We start from the raw sequence: 18,592 nt of genomic DNA on the forward strand, positions 1-18,592 counted from the left end.
GGAACGCCGGGTCCGCCTCGGACGTGGAGAACGGTGTGACCGTCGACAGCGCAGCTCGCGCCACCCCGGACGGAGCCGACGTGGACATCTCCGGGCAGGACCCGCACGCCGCCTACGTCGCGCTCGAACGCGAGGTGGCCCTGCTGCTGCGCCGGGCCCGGGCCATCTCCGGCCGGTTGGGTGGCCAGTTGCACCAGGACCTGGACGGCGCGGCGTACGGCCTGCTGGTGCTGCTGGACGACGCGGGCCCGCTGCGGGCGAGTGACGTGGTCGCGCGGCTCGGGCTGGACAAGAGCACGGTCAGCCGCCAGGTGTCCTCGCTCGTCGACCTCGGCCTGGTCGACCGGGTCGCCGACCCCGACGACGGCCGGGCCCAGGTGCTGTCGACGTCCGAGGAGGGGCACCGACGGCTCAGCCGGCTGCGTGATGCCCGCCGGGCGCGCTGGGAGGCCGACCTCGCCGACTGGGAGACCTCCGACGTCGCGACCCTCGCCCAGCTGCTGGGCCGGCTGAACCGGCTCGGCGAGGCGCACGAGGCCGAGGTCGCCGGCCAGACCGACTGAACGCCGAACGGCCCGCCCCAGCAGGGGCGGGCCGTTCCTCAGTGCTGGGGGCCGAGGGTGGTGACCGGGAGGCCCCGGATCGAGGCGTCGATGACCTCGATGGTGTGCGCCAGTCCGATCCGGGTGCCCTGCCGCTCCAGCGAGGACGAGACCTGCATCAGGCACCCGGGGTTCGCGGTCACCAGCAGCTGGGCCCCGGTGCCGGCGATGTTGCGCGCCTTCCGGTCGCCGAGCTCGCGGGCGGGTTCGGGGTTCAGCACGTTCCAGATCCCGGCCGAACCGCAGCACACCTCGGCCTCGGCGATCTCCTTGACCTGCAGGCCGGGGATCTCCCGCAGCAGGCTGCGCGGCTGGCTCCGGATGCCCTGCGCATGCCCGAGGTGGCAGGCGTCGTGGTAGGCCACGGTGACCTCCAGCGGGTGCCGCGGTGCGACGCTGCCGAGGTCGGAGAGGAACTCCGAGACGTCCCGGACCTTGGCGGAGAAGGCCTTCGCCCGCTCGGCGTAGTCCGGCTCGTCGGCGAGCAGGTCGGCGTACTCCTTCATGCTGGAGCCGCAGCCGGCCGCGTTGACCACGACCGTGTCGACGCCGGCGGCCTCGAACGCGTCGATCGTGGAGCGGGCGAAGGACTCCGCCTCCTCCTGCCGGCCGTTGTGCACCGACAGCGCCCCGCAGCAGCCCTGCTTGCGGGGGATGATCACGTCGCAGCCCTCGGCGGCGAGGACCCGCGCGGTGGCGGCGTTCACGCCGGGGAAGAACTCGCCCTGCACGCAGCCGGTCAGCATGCCCACCACGGCCCGCCGGGTGCCGGTGGCCGGCACGCGCTCGGGCAGCTTCTCCCGCTTCTCCAGCACCGGGGCCAGGCCCTCCATGGCGGCCAGCTTCGGCGCCAGCCGGTCCAGCAGCCCGCTGCCGCGCACGACCTTGGGCAGGCCGCTGGCCTGGTAGGCCCGCAGCGGCCCGCGCAGCGCCCGCAGCCGCTTCTTGTAGGGGAAGAGGGCGAAGATCGCCGCGCGCATCGCCCGGTCGCCCGGGCTGCGCGTGTGGTGCCGCTCCACCTGCACGCGGGTGGCCTCGATGAGCTTGTCGTACTGGACGCCGGAGGGGCAGGCGGTCACGCAGGCCATGCAGCCCAGGCAGGCGTCGAAGTGCTGCACCATCGTGTCGGTCAGCGGTGCGCCCTGCAGCCCGGCCTTCATCAGGTCGATCCGGCCACGCGGGGAGTCCATCTCCTCGCCCCACAGCGTGTACGTGGGGCAGGTGGGCAGGCAGAAGCCGCAGTGCACGCAGTCGCTGATCAGCTCCGCCGAGGGCGGGTGGTCCTCGTCGAACGCCGACCGCACGGTCGGGGTGCCCACGGGCACCGGACCGGCGCTGAGGGCGTCGGCCTTGCGTGGGTCGCTCTGCGGCTCGTCGGAACGGGCGCGGGTGGACTCGACCATCAGATGCCTCCGACGAACCGGCCGGGCGCCAGGCGGCGCTCGGGGTCGAACTGTTCCTTCACACGGCGCATCAGGTCGATCGCCGGTACCGGGCCCCACGTGTCGACCGCCGTCTTGACCGCCGGCGGACCGTCGAGGACGACGAGCGAGCCGCCGTGCTCGGTGCAGACCGCCCGGGTGCGGGCGACCACGCCGGCCACGGCGTCGACCGGCGCGTCGGCGGCGAGCGCGGCGTAGAGGACGCCGGCCCCACCGGAGCCGCGGACGGTGAGCTGCACCCCGGCGTCGTCCGCGGCCCGGCGGGCGGCGGTGAGCACCGGTGCCAGGCCGGACAGCGCGCAGGTGAGCTTCAGCCCGGTCGACCCGGGCTCCTCGGTCCAGGGCAGGACGCCCCAGCCGGCGGGCGCCTCCTCGGCGGCGGACGCGCCGTCGCCCAGCAGCTGCCGGGTGCTCGCCGTCCGGGCCTCGACGCCGGCCGGGGTGCCCTCCAGCAGGACACCGACCGTGCCGGCGCCGTCGGCGCGACACTCCACCTCGACGGCGGCCGGCACGACCTGCGCGTGCACCACCGACTGGACCAGCCGGGAGGCGTCCTCGGCGGTGCCGAACGGGACGGAGACGAACCGCCGGGCCGCCGGCACAGGGTGCAGCCGGAACACCGCCCGGGTGACGACCACGAGGGTGCCGAACGAGCTGATGACCAGCTTGCCCAGGTCGTAGCCGGCCACGTTCTTGACGACCCGGCCACCGGCCTTGGCGACCACGCCGTCGGCGCGCACCACGGTCACGCCGATCAGCAGGTCGCGGGCGGTGCCGACGGCGACCCGGCCGGGACCGCTGGCGTTGGTGGCCAGCATGCCGCCGACCGTGCCGCCGGCGATCGGCTCGTCCAGGGCCAGTCGCTGCCCGGCCGAGCCCGCGGCCTGCTGGACGTCGGAGAACAGCGCGCCGGCCTCGGTGTCGACGATGAGGTCGCCGGCGGCGTGGTCGAGCACCCGGTTCATCCGGCTCAGGTCCAGCACGACGTCGGCGGACTCCGGCGGCCGGCCCCAGGTGAGCTTGGTGCCCCGACCGCGCGGGACGACGGTGAGCCCGGCCGCCGCGGCGGCGCGCAGCACGGCGGCGGTCTCCTCGGTGGAGCCCGGCCGGGCGACGAGCGCGGCGGGCACCCCGTCGACGGCGTCGGCGGGGGTGGCGTCGGTGACCTCCCCGCAGGCGTCGGAGAGGGCGGTACGGGCGGTGTCGAGGTCGACGGTGGTCATCAGAACGCGTCCGCCAGACCGGCCTCGACCAGCGGGTGCGCGTGCTTCCGCTTGCCGGGCACCTCGCCGCACAGTCGGGGCGTCGGGAAGATCTTGCCCGGGTTGGAGATGTTGCCGGGATCGAAGGCGCACCGGACCAGCTGCATGGTGTCCAGGTCGTCGTCGGTGAACATCTTCGGCATGTAGGCGGCCTTGTCCACGCCCACCCCGTGCTCGCCGGTGATCGCCCCGCCGTGGGTGATGCAGAGGTCCAGGATCGCGCCGCTGACCTTCTCCGCGGCCTCGCCGGCGCCCTCCTTCTCCCCGTCGAAGAGCACCAGCGGGTGCAGGTTCCCGTCGCCGGCGTGGAAGACGTTGGCCACCCGGACGCCGGAGGACTCCGAGAGCTCGGCGATCGCCCGGAGCACCTCGGGGAGCGCGGTCCGCGGGATGACGCCGTCCTGCACGATGTAGTCGGGGCTGATCCGGCCCACCGCGGCGAAGGCGGACTTGCGGCCCCGCCAGATCAGCGCGCGCTCCATGGCGTCGGTGGCCAGCCGCAGCTCGAAGGAGCCGTTCTCCTGGCAGAACCGCTCGACCAGGGCGTACTCGTGCTCGACCTCGGCCGCGGCGCCGTCGAGCTCGATGACCAGCACCGCGCCGGCGCCGTCCGGGTAGTTGCAGTGGACCGCGGCCTCGGCGGCCTCGATGGCCAGCGCGTCCATCATCTCGATCGCGGCGGGCAGGACGCCTGCGCTGATGATCGCCGAGGTGGCGGCCCCGGCGTCGTCGGTGGTGTGGAACCCGACGAGCAGGGTGCGGACCTCCTCGGGCAGCCGCACCAGCCGGACGGTGGCGGTGGTGGCGATGCCGAGGGTGCCCTCGGACCCGACGACGGTGCCGAGCAGGTCGTAGCCGGGGGAGTCCGGCGCCAGGCCGCCCAGCTGCACGACGTCGCCCTGCGGGGTGATCAGCTCGGTGCCGAGCACGTGGTTGCTGGTGAACCCGTACTTCAGGCAGTGCGCGCCGCCGGAGTTCTCGGCCAGGTTGCCGCCGATGGAGCAGATCTGCTGGCTGCTGGGGTCGGGGGCGTAGTAGTAGCCCTCCGGCGTGGCGGCCCGGGTGACGTCGAGGTTGATGACGCCGGGCTCCACGATCGCGCGCTGGTCGGCGCGGCGGACCTCGTGGATGGTGCGCATCCGGGAGGTGACCAGCAGGACGCCGTCGGCCCGGGGGAGTGCGCCGCCGGACAGTCCGGTGCCCGAGCCGCGGGCGACGAACGGGACGCCGTGCTCCGAGCAGGCCTTGACCACCCCGGCCAGCTGCTCGGTCGTCTCGGGGAGGACCACCAGTGCGGGGGTGACCCGGTAGTGGGCCAGGCCGTCGCACTCGTAGGTGCGCAGCTGGGTGGGGTCGGCGATCACCCCGGTCTCGGGCATCAGCTCGCGGGCCACCCGGCCCACGGCCGCGATGCCCGCGGCGTTGTCCCCTGCTTCACCGGTGGCCGAGGTGGCCTCGGGTGGGGTGTCGCCGAGGACCGGGCCGGCCGTCGTCTGGGTGCCGTGCGTGCCGCTCATGAGGTTCCGCCTTCGTTGCCGGACCTGCTGTGACGTGCGAGGTGGTGCGGCCCCCGCTGACCACCAAGATGGCCATCCTGGTGGTCAGCGGGGAGTGGATCAGGGCATGCGCTCGTAGGCCGGGACGGTCAGGAAGTCGTTGTACTCGTCGCCCAGGGCCATCTCGGTGAAGAGCGCACGGGCATCGTCCCATCGGCCGGAGGAGTACGCATCTCCCTTGGCCTCCGCGATGGCGGCGACCTCCTCCTCGATCACCCGCTGCACGAGCTCGGTGGTGACCTGCTGGCCGTCGTTGAGCGACACCCCGTTGTGCAGCCACTGCCAGACCTGGCTGCGGCTGATCTCGGCGGTGGCGGCGTCCTCCATCAGGCCGTTGATGCCGGCGGCACCCGAGCCGCGCAGCCAGGACTCCACGTACTGGATGCCGACGCTGACGTTGGCCCGGAGACCGGCCTCGGTGACCTCGCCGGGGGTGGCCTTCACGTTGAGCAGGTCGGCGGCGCTGACCGACACGTCCGCACGCAGCTTGTCCAGCTGGTTCGGCCGCTCGCCGAGGACCTTGTCGAAGGCGTCCATCGCGGTCTGGACCATGCCCGGGTGGGCCACCCAGGAGCCGTCGAAGCCGTCGTTGGCCTCGCGGCTCTTGTCATCGGTGATCTTGTTGAACGCGAACTCGTTCTTCTCCGGGTCCTTGCTCGGGATGAACGCCGACATGCCGCCCATCGCGTGTGCGCCGCGCTTGTGGCAGGTGCGCACCAGCAGCTCGGTGTAGGCCCGCATGAACGGCACGGTCATGGTGATCGAGTTCCGGTCGGGGAGGGTGAAGTCCTCACCGCGGGTGCGGAACGTCTTGATCACGCTGAACAGGTAGTCCCAGCGGCCGGCGTTGAGGCCCGAGGAGTGCTCGCGCAGCTCGTAGAGGATCTCCTCCATCTCGAAGGCCGCCGGGTAGGTCTCGATCAGGCAGGTGGCCCGGATGGTGCCGCGCGGGATGCCCAGCTGGTCCTGGGCGAGGTTGAAGGCGTCGTTCCAGAGCCGCGCCTCGAGGTGGCTCTCCATCTTCGGCAGGTAGAAGTACGGGCCCTGACCGCGGTCGATCTGCTTCTGCCCGCAGGCGGACAGGTAGAGCGCGAAGTCGACCAGGCTGCCGGAGGTCTGCTCACCGTCGACGGTGATGTGCTTCTCCGGCAGGTGCCAGCCGCGGGGGCGGACGATGATCGTCGGCAGCTCGTCGTCTGGCTTGAGCTCGTAGGACTTGCCCTGCGGGCTGGTGAAGTCGATGGTGCGGTCGATCGAGTCCATCAGGTTGAGCGGGCCGTTGACGACGTTCTCCCACAGCGGGGAGTTGGCGTCCTCCTGGTCGGCCAGCCAGCACTTGGCGCCGGAGTTGAGCGCGTTGATGGTCATCTTGCGGTCGGTCGGCCCGGTCATCTCCACCCGGCGGTCGACCAGGCCGGGGGCCGGCGGGGCCACCCGCCAGGAGTCGTCCTCGCGGATCGAGGCCGTCTCCGGCAGGAAGTCCAGCGTGCCGCCGTCGGCGAGCGCCTGCACCCGCTCGGTGCGGGCCTGCAGCCGCTCCAGCCGGCGGCCGTTGAACTCGCGGTGCAGCAGTGCGATGAGCTCCAGAGCCCGAGGCGTCAGGACCTCGTCGAACCGCGGGCCCATCGGGCCGGTGATCTCCACGCCGTCGACGCTGCTCATTGCTCTCCCTGGGGGTCGGTGCCGTCCGGCAGCGGTACCGGGGCGTTCCCCGGGCCGGCGGGACGGGCCGTACGTGTGGTGTCACCTTCCGAGAAGCGGAAGGTTCCATCTGTGATGTGGAAAACGTATCCTCGGTCACCAGTGGGGTCAAGACGACCGCGGGCGCTCCGGTGCCCGGCGGCCGTGCGGCCCCGGGCTCCCGAGGAGCGGGCACGGTGGCGGCCCCGGGTGCGCGGGACGACGGAGGAGTGGCATGGCCGAGACCGGCGGCGCGATCAGCGGTTCCGACGGGGGCGTGCAGTCCCTCGAGCGGGCCTTCCTGCTCCTGGAGCTGATGGCGGAGGACGGCGGCGAGGTCGCGCTCTCCCGGCTCGCGGTGGACAGCGGCCTGCCGCTGTCCACGATCCATCGGCTGGTCCGCACCCTGGTCGCCCGCGGGTACGTGCGCCAGCTCCCCTCCCGGCGGTACGTGCTGGGCCCCCGGCTGATCCACCTCGGCGAGAGCTCCTCGCGGACGCTCGGCACCTGGGCCCGGCCGCACCTGAGTGACCTGGTCGACTCCACCGGGGAGACGGCGAACCTGGCGATGTTGGACGGCGACCGGGTGGTCTACGTCGCCCAGGTGCCCTCCAAGCACTCGATGCGGATGTTCACCGAGGTCGGCCGCCGGGTGCACCTGCACTGCACCGGGGTCGGCAAGGCGCTGCTGTCCCAGTTGCCCGTCTCGACCGCCCGCGAGCTGCTGGAGCGCGGCGGCATGCCCCGCCGCACCGACAAGACGGTCACCGACCCCGACGAGCTGCTGGCGCTGCTGCCGCAGATCGCCGCGCAGGGCTACGTGTTGGACGACGGCGAGCAGGAGATCGGCGTCCGCTGCGTCGCCGTCCCGGTGCCCGGCGGCCCGGCGCAGACCGCGATCTCGGTCTCCGGCCCGGAGGGGCGGGTGCCGATGGAGAGCGTGCCGGCGATCGTGGCGCTGCTGCAGCGGACCGCCGCCGGGCTGGCCGCCGAGCTGCGGGAGGACGGCGCCCGCGCGCTCAGCGGCCGGTCCAGCTGACCTGTCCACGGTCCACGAACGCCCGCACGCCGGCTCGGAAGTCCGCACTGCCGAACACCTCCCGCACCAGGTCGTCCCCGTCGGGGAGGGTGGCCCGGCGCAGCCGCGCCACCGCCTGGCCGGCGGCCTTCATGCTCAGCGGCGCGTGCCCGAGCAGCGTCTCGGTGAGCGACGCCAGCGCCGGGTCCAGCTCGCCGTCGGGCACCACCTCGCCGACGAAGCCGGCGGCGGCCGCGTCGGCGGCGGACAGCAGCTTCGCCCGCAGCAGCATGTCCAGCGTGCGACCGGGGCCCAGGTGGTGCACCAGCAGCGAGTAGGTGTTCATCGACAGGCAGTTGCCCAGCGTGCGCGCGATCGGGACGCCGAACCGCGACGACGCCGTCGCCACCCGCAGGTCGCAGGCGGCGGCCAGGGCGAGCCCGCCGCCGACACAGGCGCCCTCGACCGCGGCGACGGTCGGCACGGTGACGTCCTCCAGGCGGTTGACCACCCGCTCGATCCGCGCTTCGTAGGCGATCCCGTCGTCCCCGCTGGTGAACTCCAGGAACTGGGCGATGTCGGTGCCGGCCACGAAGGCCCGGCCGCCTGCGCCGCGCAGCACCAGCACCCGCACCGACTCCTCGGCGTCGGCCCGGGCGCAGGCCTCCTCGAGCCCCTCGTACATCGCGAAGGTCATCGCGTTGCGGGCCTCCGGTCGGTTGAACAGCACGGTCAGCACCGCGCCGTCCTGGGTGACCTCGAGCTCGCTCATGCGTCGTCCTCTCGACTGGATGGGATGACGGCGTCGACGACGTCGGCAGGGACGCCGTACCGGGTGAGCACCGCGCGGGTGTCGGCGCCCAGTGGGGGGCCGGCGACGCCGCGGACGGCGGGGGTGCGGGAGAACCTCATCGGCGAGCCGATCTGCCGCACCGGCCCGAGCGTGGGGTGCGGGGCGTCCCAGAAGAACTCCCGCGCGTTCAGGTGCTCGTCGGTGAACACCTCGCCGTAGTCGTTGATCGGGGCGCACGGCACCCCGGCCGCGCCCAGCGCGGCGAGCAGGTCGGCGGTGGTGCGGGCCCGGGTGCGGCTCTCCACGACGTCCAGCAGCTCGCCGCGGCGGGCGTGCCGGCGGCTGGCGTCGGCGTAGCCGGGGTCGGCGAGCTCGTCGGCCATGTCCAGGGTCGCGCAGAGCCCGGCCCAGGTGTTGGGGGTGTTCGCGCCGATGGTCACCCAGCCGTCGGCGGTCTGGAACGCCTGGTAGGGCGCCTGGCTCTGGTGCGCCGAGCCCAGCGGGCCGCCCACCTCGCCGGTGGCGAACCACTTGCCGGCCTCCCACACCGCGAGGCTGACCCCGGCCTCGAACAGCGAGACATCGATCGACTGGCCGACGCCGGTGCGGTCCCGCTCGCGCAGCGCCGCGGTGACCGCGAGCGCCAGGTAGAGGCCGCAGACCAGGTCGCAGACCGGGACGCCGACCTTGACCGGCTCGCCGCCGGGGGTGCCGGTGATGCTCATGATCCCGCTGCGCGCCTGGGCCATGATGTCCAGCCCGGGCAGCGGGGCGAGCGGTCCGTCCTGCCCCCAGCCGGACCCGGAGGCGTGCACCACCCGCGGGTTGACCGCCCAGATCGCCTCGGCGTCCAGCCCCAGCCGGGCCATCGCGCCGGGCCGCAGGTTCTCGATCACCACGTCGGCGGAGGCGACCAGGTCGAGGAAGGCCTGCTTGCCGGCGGCCGACTTCAGGTCCAGCGCGACGGACTCCTTGTTCCGGTTCAGCCGCAGGTACGGCGAGCTCTCGCCGTCGACGAACGGCCCGCTGGCCCGGACCGGGTCGCCGGACCGGGGGTCCTCGACCTTGACCACCCGGGCGCCCAGGTCGGCCAGCTGCATCGCGGCGTACGGGGCCGCCATGAAGACGCCGACCTCCAGCACGGTGATGCCGGTCAGGGGCGGCTGGTCGGGCGGTGCGGGTGTGCTCACGTCTGCCTCCGGGGGTGGCGTCGTCTCGATGTGGTCCGGACGTGACCGCGCCCCGGCGGCTGGGTGCCGACCGGGGCGCGGGTGGTGCGGGTGCTGCTCAGAGCCAGCCGGGCACGATCAGGACCAGCCAGGTGATCGGCGGGATGAGCGCGACCATCGAGAAGCCCCAGACGGTCAGGTTCTTGAACGTCCGCTCCCGCTCGGCCTCGGTGGCGTTGGCGACCACGAGTGCCCCGCTGGTGGAGAACGGGCTGGAGTCGACGATCGAGGAGGACATCGCCAGGGCGGTGATCAGGCCGATGGCCCCGATCGCGTTGTCGCCCTGGAGGAAGGGCACGGCCAGCGGGATCAGCGCACCGAGGATGCCGGTGGTGGAGGCGAAGGCCGAGACGACGGCGCCGATGTAGCAGATCAGCAGGGCGGCGATCAGCGGCAGGCCGAGCTGGGCCACGTTGTCCCCGAGCCAGCCGGGCACGTCCTGGTCCTGCATCAGACCGACGTAGGTGACGATGCCGCAGATCAGCAGCACGGTCGGCCAGGCGATCTGGCCCACGGCGCCCTTGGCGCCACGGGGCGCGACCACCGACAGGATGACGCCGACGGTGATGGCCATCAGGCCGATGTCCAGGCCCAGGGGGAGCAGCGACCCGACGACCAGGATGACCAGGCCGATCAGCGTCAGCGAGCGGTCCCGGTCGAGCGTGGTGACCGGGTCGGGCGCGTTGTCGACGGCCAGCGCGGTGGTCTGCAGCGCCTTCTGGTCGGCGCGGTCCTCGACGTGGGAGTGCTGGTGGCCCGGCTCGCCGTGCCGCGCCTCGGTCACCCGGCCGCCGGAGACCGCCGCACCGGCGGTGCCGGTGCTGCCGACGGCCACGCCGCGGGCAGGCCCGCCGGGGATGTCCTCGCCGGTGTCCTCGGTGGCGTCCCCGGCGACGGAGGCCGCCACGAAGTCGTCGCTGCGGTTGTCGGTCAGGTCGACCCGCCCGCCGCCGAGCAGCTTGCGGCCGCCGAACAGGAAGAAGACGGCGATGGAGAGCAGGATGTTGATGACGATCGAGGCACCCCAGAGGAACAGCGGGCTGCCCTCCAGGCCGTTGTCGGCGACCACGGTGTTGGTGATGACACCGAAGATCGACAGCGGCGAGAACCCGCCGGCGGTGGCGCCGTTGATGATGAACAGGCCCATCAGCACCGGGTTGATCTGGTACCGCCGCGCGAAGGACATGCCGACCGGGGCGATGATCGCCACCACCGCCGGCACGACGCCGCCGATGGCGGTGAGCACGCCGGTGACGGTGAACATCGCCCACGGGATGGCTGCGAGCCGGCCGCCGGATGCGGTGACCGCGGCGTGCACCAGCCAGTCGACGGTGCCGTTGTTCTTGGCGATGGCGAACAGGTACGTCACCCCGACCAGGACGACGAACAGCGACCCGGGGAAGAAGCCGAAGACCGCGTCGTCGTACGTCGGGTCGCCGTCGGTGCCGTAGATGAAGTAGCCGGCGATGAACGCCGCCACCAGGGCCAACGCACCCATGTGCACGGGCAGCACCGTGGCGATCAGGAAGACCACCAGCAAGATCGAGATCAAGACGAGCTGTACGGACACCGGCGTCCCCAGGGTTGGTCGAGGCGGGTGTGCCACCCGCCGGTCAAGCGCTTCCGCGATGCGGAACCGCCTTTTCGCTAGCGGGGATTAGAAGGTCTGCTGCCCGTCAGTGTCAAGGGTCACAGGACGTCCGAGATGTCTCTGCGCCAATCCGCCTGCCGGTAGTAGCCTCCCGCATGGTGGACTTCCGGTGTCGAGCCGGGGATCCGGACGAGAGGGCCACACCCATGGAGGCACGGGAATGTCAGTGACGACGACGACCGGCGGGCGCCACTTCCTGCAGATCCCGGGGCCGACCAACGTGCCCGACCGGGTGCTGCGGGCGATGTCGGCCCCGACCATCGACCACCGCGGCCCGGAGTTCGCCGCGCTCGGCCTGGAGGTCCTCGAGGCCGTCAAGCCCGTCTTCGGCACCACCCAGCCGGTGGTCATCTACCCGGCCTCGGGCACCGGGGCGTGGGAGGCGGCGCTGACCAACACGCTCTCCCCGGGCGACAAGGTGCTGGCCTTCGAGACCGGCCACTTCGCCACCCTCTGGCAGGACATGGCCAGCCGGCTCGGCCTGCAGGTCGAGTTCGTCCCCGGCGACTGGCGGCACGGCGCCGACCCGGCCGCCGCCCAGGAGCGGCTCGCCGCCGACACCGGGCACGAGATCAAGGCCGTCATGGTGGTCCACAACGAGACCTCCACCGGCGTGACCAGCCGGGTGCCCGAGGTGCGGAAGGCCATCGACGCCGCCGAGCACCCGGCCCTGCTGCTGGTCGACACGATCTCCTCGCTGGGCAGCATCGACTACCGGCACGACGAGTGGGGCGTCGACGTCACCGTCGCCGGGTCGCAGAAGGGGCTGATGCTCCCGCCGGGGCTGAGCTTCAACGCGGTCAGCGACAAGGCGCTGCAGGCGTCGAAGACCGCAGGCCTGCCCCGCTCCTTCTGGGACTGGGAGCCGATCCTGACCGCCAACGAGCGCGGCTTCTTCCCCTACACGCCGGCCACGAACCTGCTCTACGCGCTGAAGGTCGCGCTGGAGATGCTGGACGACGAGGGCCTGGCCAACGTCTACGCCCGGCACACCCGGCACGCCGAGGCCACCCGGGCCGCCGTCCGGGGCTGGGGCCTGGAGGTGCTGGCCCTGGACGAGCGGGAGTACTCCGGCTCGCTCACCGCCATCTACATGCCGGACGGCGGCGCCGACGCCGTCCGGGCGACGATCCTGCGCGAGTACGACATGTCGCTGGGTGCCGGGCTGGGCAAGCTGGCCGACAAGGTGTTCCGGATCGGACACCTGGGCCACTTCAACGACCTGACCCTCGTCGGCACCCTGGGTGGCGTGCAGATGGGCCTGGTCCGCAGTGGTGTGCAGATCGACCCGAACGGGATCCAGGCGGCCCTCGAGCGCCTGCAGCAGGCATGACAGCGGCCCCGGAGCGCCCCCGTGTGGGGGTGGCAGACCTCGAGCAGGAGCTGACCCGGGCGCTGGACGGCGAGGTCGCCTTCGACGACTACACCCGACACATCTTCAGCCAGGACGCCTCGATGTACACGATGACGCCGGTCGGGGTCGCCTACCCGGCGCACACCGCCGACGTGGTCGCCGCCGTGCGGCTGGCCCGCGAGGCCGGCATCCCGGTGCTCGCCCGCGGGGCGGGCACCAGCCTGGCCGGGCAGACCGTCGGACCGGGGCTGGTGCTGGACCTCTCCCGGCACATGCACCGGATCACCGAGCTCGACCCGGAGGGCCGCAGCGCCCGGGTGGAGCCCGGCGTCGTGCAGGACGACCTCAACCGGGCCGCCGCCGCGGCCGGGCTGATGTTCGGGCCGGACACCTCGACGTCCAACCGCGCCACCATCGGCGGGATGATCGGCAACAACTCCGCCGGCAGCGGCTCGGTGCGCTTCGGCATGACGATCGACCACGTCGAGGAGGTCGACGTCGTCCTGGCCGACGGGTCGACGGCCACCTTCGGGGTCGTCGACGAGGCCGAGCGCGCCCGCCGGGCGCAGGGCGACACGCTCGAGGCGGAGATCTACCGCCGGCTGCCCGAGCTGGTGGCGGAGAACGCGGAGGCGATCGCCACCGGGTTCCCGTCCTTCTGGCGGCGGGCCGGCGGCTACCGGCTGGACCGGCTCGCCGAGGGGCAGCCGTTCGACCTGGCGAAGTTCCTGGTCGGCTCCGAGGGCACGCTGGCGATCATCACCGCTGCCCGGGTCGGGCTGGTGCCCAAGCCCTCGAAGCAGGTCTTCGCGGTGGGCCACTTCGAGACCGTGCAGGCGGCGATCAACGCCACCGAGGACGCGCTGTCGGTCGACCCGGCGCAGGTGGAGCTGCTGGACCGCACGATCCTGGACCTCTCCCGGCAGAAGATCGAGTACGCCGGGCTGGGCAGGATCCTGCAGGGCGACCCGGAGGCGCTGCTGTTCGTCTCCTTCACCGGGGACGACGAGGCGCAGCTGGTCGAGTCGATGGACTCCCTCGTCGAGCTGTGGGAGCGCAACGGGCACGGCTACCACACCCTGCGGGCGGTCACCCCGGCCCAGCAGGGCGCGCTGCTGAAGGTGCGCAAGTCGGCGCTGGGCCTGCTGATGGCCAACTCCGTGGGCGCCCGCCGGCCGCTGGCGTTCGTCGAGGACACCGCCGTCGACCCCAAGCACCTGGCCGCGTACACCGCCCGGTTCCGCGACGTGCTGGACCGGCACGGGCTCGAGGCGGGGTTCTACGGTCACTGCTCGGTCGGCTGCCTGCACATCCGCCCGTTCGTCGACCTCTCCCAGCCGGGCCAGGTCGAGGTGATGCGCTCGGTCGCGGTCGAGGTCAAGGACCTGGTGCGCGAGTACGGCGGGGTGAACTCCAGCGAGCACGGCGACGGGCTGGCCCGCAGCGAGTTCAACCGCGAGCTGTTCGGCGACGACCTCTACGAGGCGATGCGCCAGGTCAAGGGGATCTTCGACCCGCAGGGCACGCTGAACCCCGGCAAGATCGTCGACTCGCCGGCGATGACCGAGCACCTGCGGGACGAGAATCCGCCGCAGCCCGGCCCGCTGCGCACCCGGCTGCAGTTCGACGTCGTCGGCGGCATGTTCGGCGCGGCCGACCGCTGCATGAACATCGGGCTGTGCCGCAAGTCCACGACCGGGGCGATGTGCCCGTCCTACATCGCCACCCGGATGGAGGAGCACTCCACCCGCGGCCGCGCCGGCGCGCTGGTCAAGGCGCTGAGCGAGGGCGACCCGCACACCGCGCTGGCCGACGAGCGGCTGCACGAGGTGCTCGACCTGTGCCTGATGTGCAAGGCGTGCAAGAGCGAGTGCCCGCTGGGCGTCGACGTCTCGGCGATGAAGAGCGAGGCGCTGGCGGCCAAGCACGACGTGCACGGCACGCCGCTGCGGTCGCGGGCGTTCGGGGCCATCCGCACCCTCAACCGGCTGGGCTCGGCGACGGCGCCGCTGTCGAACCTGCCGCTGAAGATCAAGCCGTTGCGGGCGCTGATGGACTCCCGCCTCGGCATCGCGCGCCAGCGGGACCTGCCGGTCTTCCACCGGACGACGCTGATGCGCTGGTTCAAGCGGCACGAGGCGCCGGCGGCACTGACCCAGCAGCCGGTCACGATGCTGGCCGACTCGTTCACCAGCTACACCGAGCCGGGCATCGGCCAGGCCGTGGTGCGGCTGCTGGAGGCCGCCGGGCACCCGGTGCGGCTGGAGAGCAAGGGCTGCTGCGGCCGCGCGAGCATCTCCAAGGGCCTGCTGGACGACGCCCGGGGCAAGGCGCAGAAGCTGGCGGCGAACCTCTGCGAGGGCTCCGAGCCGGGTTCGCCGATCGTGGGCTGCGAGCCCTCCTGCATCCTCACGCTGCGTGCCGAGCACGTGGAGCTGCTCCCCGACGACCCGAACGTCCGGGACGTCGCGGCGCGGGTGAAGCTGCCGGAGGAGCTGCTGGTCGAGGCGATCGACGACGGTCGCCTCCAGCTGCGCGAGGACAGCTGGCTGGCCGGGCGCACGGTGGTCTTCCACGGCCACTGCCACCAGAAGGCCGAGGCCGGGACGGCGGCCACGGTGGCCCTGCTGTCGCGGATCCCCGGCGTCACCGTGCAGGAGCTGGACGCCGGCTGCTGTGGCATGGCCGGGTCGTTCGGATTCGAGTCCGAGCACTACGACGTGTCCCTGCAGGTGGGGGAGGACCGGCTGTTCCCCGCCGTCCGGGCCGCCGCGCCCGACGCGGTCATCGCCGCCACGGGGGTGTCCTGCCGCCAGCAGATCTTCCACGGCACGCAGCGCACCGCCTGGCACCCGGCGGAGCTGGTGCTCGAGGCGCTGCAGGTGCCGGCCTGACCCCAGGCTGAGCACGTACCGCCGGACGGGCGGCGACCGGACCCCAGAGGTCCGGTCGCCGCCCGTCCTGCATCCGGGAGACGCGGTTCACCCGGATTGGTCGTTGCAGACCGCAACAAACGGGTGCAAGATGGTTGCTGTCTACATGTACCGGGTTCCCGGCGCGCGGGGCCGATCGGCCACCGGACGGCGCTCGCACTCGGACTCGCAACGTCCAGGAGAACCACCGATGAGCAGCTCCGCACCGACCCGGCCGGCCGCCGGGGCGACCGCCGGCCCAGCGCCGCTCGGCCCCGCCGAGCAGCAGGGCCGGATGACGCACCGGCAGATCCTCAGTGCGCTGTCGGGGATGTTGCTGGCGATGTTCGTGGCGTTCCTGTCCTCGACCGTCGTCTCCAACGCCCTGCCGACGATCATCACCGACCTCCGCGGCTCGCAGAGCCAGTACACCTGGGTGGTCACCGCCACCCTGCTGGCCTCGACCGCGTCCACGCCCATCTGGGGCAAGCTCGCCGACCTGTTCAGCAAGAAGCTGCTCATCCAGATCGCGATCGTGGTCTTCGTCGTCGGCTCGATGCTGGCCGGGCTCTCGCAGTCGCTGCCGACGCTGATCGGCTGGCGGGTGCTGCAGGGCCTGGGCCTGGGTGGGCTGCAGGCGCTGGTGCAGATCGCGATGGCGGCGATGATCAGCCCGCGGGAACGGGGTCGGTACTCCGGCCTGCTCGGCTCGGTGATGGCGGTCGCCACCGTCGGTGGCCCGCTGATCGGTGGCCTGCTGGTCGACACCAGCTGGCTGGGGTGGCGGTGGTGCTTCTTCGTCGGCGTCCCGTTCGCCCTCGTCGCCCTGGTGCTGCTGCAGCGGACCCTGCACCTGCCGGTCACCCGGCGCGCGGTCTCCATCGACTACCTGGGCGCGACGTTCCTGACCGCCGGCGTCTCGGCGCTGCTGATCTGGGTGACCCTGGCCGGGGACAGCTTCGCCTGGGCCTCCCTGGAGACCGTGCTGTTCGTCGGGGGTGGCGTGCTCGCCCTCGTCGCGTTCGTGGTCACCGAGCTGCGTGCGGAGGAGCCGATGGTCCCGCTCCGGTTGTTCCGTGACCGGACGACGACCCTGGCGATCATCGCCAGCGTCGCGATCGGTGTCGCGATGTTCGGTTCCACGGTGTTCCTCGGCCAGTACCTGCAGATCTCCCGCGGCTACTCGCCCACGGCGGCCGGGCTGCTCACCATCCCGATGGTCGGCGGCCTGCTGGTCTCCTCGACCGTCTCCGGGATCCTGATCACCCGCACCGGGTTCTGGAAGCGCTACCTGGTCGCCGGTTCGTTGCTGGTGGCCCTCGGGTTCGGCCTGCTGGCCACGATCGACCACGCCACGGACATGGTCGTGTTGGGCGTCTTCCTCACCGTGCTCGGTGTCGGCATCGGGATGACCATGCAGAACCTGGTGCTGGCCGTGCAGAACACCGTCGCCGCCACCGACCTGGGGGCGGCGAGCTCGGCGGTCGCGTTCTTCCGCAGCCTCGGCGGCACGATCGGCGTCTCGGTGCTCGGTGCGGTGCTCTCCAGCCGGGTGGGCACGCTGATCCAGTCCGGGCTGTCCGACGTCCCGGGCGCCTCCGCGGCGGCCGGTTCCCAGGAGATCGGGCTCGCCGACCTGGCCGACGCCCCGGCGCCGGTCCGCGCGCTGATCCAGGTCTCCTACGGCGACGCCACCGGGCGGGTCTTCCTCATCGCGGCGCTGCTGTCGCTGATCACGATCGTGGCCGTCCTGCTGATCCGGGAGGTCGCGCTGCGCACCGAGACGGGGGACGAGCGGCTGCAGAGCGAGCGCGCTGCCACCTCGGGGGGCACGACCGCCGACGTCGACGCCCAGCTCGCGGGCCGACGCGGCTGACCGCCAGGACGCGCAGAGGCCCGTCCCCCCACCGGGGAGACGGGCCTCGTGCGTTCGGCCCCCTGCAGGGTCCCGCCGCAAGCTCGCGAGCGGTTGGGGGCACGGGGTCCTTCGTCAGGCGAGGGCGGCGTCCAGCGTGATGTCCACGGCGGCCAGCGCCTTGCTCACCGGGCACCCGGCCTTGGCGGCCTGGGCTGCCTTGTCGAACCCGGCGGCGTCGAGCCCGTCGACCTCGCCGCGCACGGTCAGCGCGATGCCGGTGATCGTCGGGGCGCCGTCCTCCTGGCCCAGGGTCACGTCGGCGCTCACCTCGAGCGACTGCGTCGTGCCGCCGGCCTTGCCGATCTCGCTGGACAGCGCCATGGCGTAGCAGGACGAGTGTGCGGCGGCGATGAGCTCCTCGGGGCTGGTGGTGCCCCCGGCCTCCTCGGCCGCCCGCTTCGGGAAGCTGACGTCGAACGTGCCGACCTTCGAGCTGGAGAGCTCGACCTGGCCGGAGCCCTCCTGCAGGGAGCCGTTCCAGGCGGTGCGTGCGGTACGGGTGGGCATCGGACCTCCTCCTCGTCGGTGGCGGTCGCGGCGCAGGTCTGCGTCGCGACCGGACACCGGTTCTGACGGGGTCAACCGTTCCTGGCCGCCGGTGTTCCCGCCACCGGACCGGCCCCGCAGCCGACCCCTGCCCGTCCGGCCCCGCTGCAGGGTCCCGCCGCGAGCTCGCGAGCGGTGGGGGGCAGCGGGGTCCTTCTTCAGGCGGAGGCGACCGCGCGGGTGTCGGCGACCCGCTCGGTGATCAGCCGCAGTTGGCTCTTCAGCTCGTCGAACTGCTGCTGGTTCAGCGCCAGGGCGTCGATCATCTGCCCGGAGATCGCGCACGCCGGGGCCTCGAGGGCCCGGCCCGCGTCGGTGAGCCGGACGGAGACGGACCGCTCGTCGTCGGCCCGGCGGTGCCGGGTCACCAGCCCCGCGGCGGTGAGCCGCTTGAGCAGGGGGGACAGGGTGCCGGAGTCCAGCGCCAGGCGGGTGCCCAACTGGCCTACGGTCTGCCCGTCCTCCTCCCACAGCAACATGAGGACCAGGTACTGGGGATAGGTGACCCCCAGCTCGTCCAGCATGGGCCGGTAGCGGGCCGTGACCGCCCGCGAGGCGGCGTAGAGCGCGAAACAGAGCTGATCGTCGAGAGCGACGCTCGGCGACGGGATGTCTGTCATGGGGCAAGA

At 72.7% G+C, this 18,592-nt stretch carries 14 protein-coding genes; 5 read left to right on the forward strand and 9 right to left on the reverse strand.

Features of this window, described 5'->3' with window-relative positions; genetic code table 11:
* The first annotated feature begins 35 nt into the window (after positions 1-35).
* Positions 36-563, forward strand: coding sequence for a MarR family winged helix-turn-helix transcriptional regulator (locus tag O2W53_RS08970; RefSeq protein WP_269162715.1), 528 nt, complete (start codon positions 36-38; stop codon positions 561-563).
* A 38-nt stretch (positions 564-601) separates the two neighbouring features.
* On the opposite strand, the gene O2W53_RS08975 is transcribed toward O2W53_RS08970, so the two are convergent.
* From O2W53_RS08975 to aceB, 4 genes are all read right to left on the reverse strand, one after another.
* Positions 602-2,005 carry a (Fe-S)-binding protein gene (locus O2W53_RS08975; RefSeq protein WP_269162716.1) on the reverse strand — a complete coding sequence of 468 codons (1,404 nt, stop codon included), beginning with the start codon at positions 2,003-2,005 and terminating at the stop codon, positions 602-604.
* Positions 2,005-3,267, reverse strand: coding sequence for an FAD-binding oxidoreductase (locus O2W53_RS08980; protein WP_269162717.1), 1,263 nt, complete (start codon positions 3,265-3,267; stop codon positions 2,005-2,007). The genes O2W53_RS08975 and O2W53_RS08980 overlap by 1 nt, the downstream gene beginning before the upstream one ends.
* On the reverse strand, positions 3,267-4,823 hold the full coding sequence (locus O2W53_RS08985; RefSeq protein WP_269162718.1) for an FAD-linked oxidase C-terminal domain-containing protein: 1,557 nt from the start codon (positions 4,821-4,823) through the stop codon (positions 3,267-3,269). Before O2W53_RS08985 ends, O2W53_RS08980 begins: the two co-directional genes overlap by 1 nt.
* Positions 4,824-4,922: 99 nt before the next feature.
* Complete coding sequence (gene aceB / locus O2W53_RS08990) at positions 4,923-6,524, reverse strand: malate synthase A (RefSeq protein ID WP_269162719.1); 1,602 nt, start codon at positions 6,522-6,524, stop codon at positions 4,923-4,925.
* Positions 6,525-6,777: 253 nt separating this feature from the next.
* Between aceB and O2W53_RS08995 the strand changes: the two genes are divergently transcribed.
* On the forward strand, positions 6,778-7,581 hold the full coding sequence (locus tag O2W53_RS08995; RefSeq protein ID WP_269162720.1) for an IclR family transcriptional regulator: 804 nt from the start codon (positions 6,778-6,780) through the stop codon (positions 7,579-7,581).
* Here the strand turns inward: O2W53_RS08995 and O2W53_RS09000 are convergent.
* The 3 genes from O2W53_RS09000 to O2W53_RS09010 form a co-directional block, all read right to left on the reverse strand.
* The gene (locus tag O2W53_RS09000) at positions 7,562-8,332 is read right to left on the reverse strand and encodes an enoyl-CoA hydratase/isomerase family protein (RefSeq protein ID WP_269162721.1); all 771 of its coding nucleotides are present in this window, start codon (positions 8,330-8,332) and stop codon (positions 7,562-7,564) included. The two genes, O2W53_RS08995 and O2W53_RS09000, sit on opposite strands and share 20 nt — an antisense overlap.
* Positions 8,329-9,543: a CaiB/BaiF CoA transferase family protein gene (locus O2W53_RS09005; RefSeq protein ID WP_269162722.1), complete on the reverse strand. Its 1,215-nt coding sequence runs from the start codon at positions 9,541-9,543 to the stop codon at positions 8,329-8,331. The genes O2W53_RS09000 and O2W53_RS09005 overlap by 4 nt, the downstream gene beginning before the upstream one ends.
* A 97-nt stretch (positions 9,544-9,640) precedes the next feature.
* Positions 9,641-11,152 carry an SLC13 family permease gene (locus O2W53_RS09010; protein ID WP_269162723.1) on the reverse strand — a complete coding sequence of 504 codons (1,512 nt, stop codon included), beginning with the start codon at positions 11,150-11,152 and terminating at the stop codon, positions 9,641-9,643.
* 241 nt (positions 11,153-11,393) lie between these two features.
* On the opposite strand from O2W53_RS09010, the gene O2W53_RS09015 reads away from it, so the two are divergent.
* The 3 genes from O2W53_RS09015 to O2W53_RS09025 all read left to right on the forward strand — a co-directional run bounded on the left by O2W53_RS09015 (position 11,394) and on the right by O2W53_RS09025 (position 17,375).
* Positions 11,394-12,566, forward strand: a complete 1,173-nt coding sequence (locus O2W53_RS09015; RefSeq protein WP_269162724.1) for a pyridoxal-phosphate-dependent aminotransferase family protein — start codon at positions 11,394-11,396, stop codon at positions 12,564-12,566.
* 29 nt (positions 12,567-12,595) lie between these two features.
* The gene (locus tag O2W53_RS09020) at positions 12,596-15,481 is read left to right on the forward strand and encodes an FAD-binding and (Fe-S)-binding domain-containing protein (RefSeq protein WP_269162725.1); all 2,886 of its coding nucleotides are present in this window, start codon (positions 12,596-12,598) and stop codon (positions 15,479-15,481) included.
* 229 nt (positions 15,482-15,710) lie between these two features.
* A complete protein-coding gene (locus O2W53_RS09025) occupies positions 15,711-17,375 on the forward strand; it encodes an MFS transporter (RefSeq protein WP_269162726.1) in 1,665 nt (554 codons plus the stop codon).
* Between the two features lie 114 nt (positions 17,376-17,489).
* On the opposite strand, the gene O2W53_RS09030 is transcribed toward O2W53_RS09025, so the two are convergent.
* Positions 17,490-17,924 carry an OsmC family peroxiredoxin gene (locus tag O2W53_RS09030; RefSeq protein ID WP_269162727.1) on the reverse strand — a complete coding sequence of 145 codons (435 nt, stop codon included), beginning with the start codon at positions 17,922-17,924 and terminating at the stop codon, positions 17,490-17,492.
* A gap of 197 nt (positions 17,925-18,121) precedes the next feature.
* The gene (locus O2W53_RS09035; protein ID WP_269162728.1) at positions 18,122-18,583 is read right to left on the reverse strand and encodes a MarR family winged helix-turn-helix transcriptional regulator; all 462 of its coding nucleotides are present in this window, start codon (positions 18,581-18,583) and stop codon (positions 18,122-18,124) included.
* Between the last annotated feature and the right edge of the window lie 9 nt (positions 18,584-18,592).

The organism is Modestobacter sp. VKM Ac-2978 (assembly GCF_026968025.1).
Taxonomy (GTDB): domain Bacteria; phylum Actinomycetota; class Actinomycetes; order Mycobacteriales; family Geodermatophilaceae; genus Modestobacter.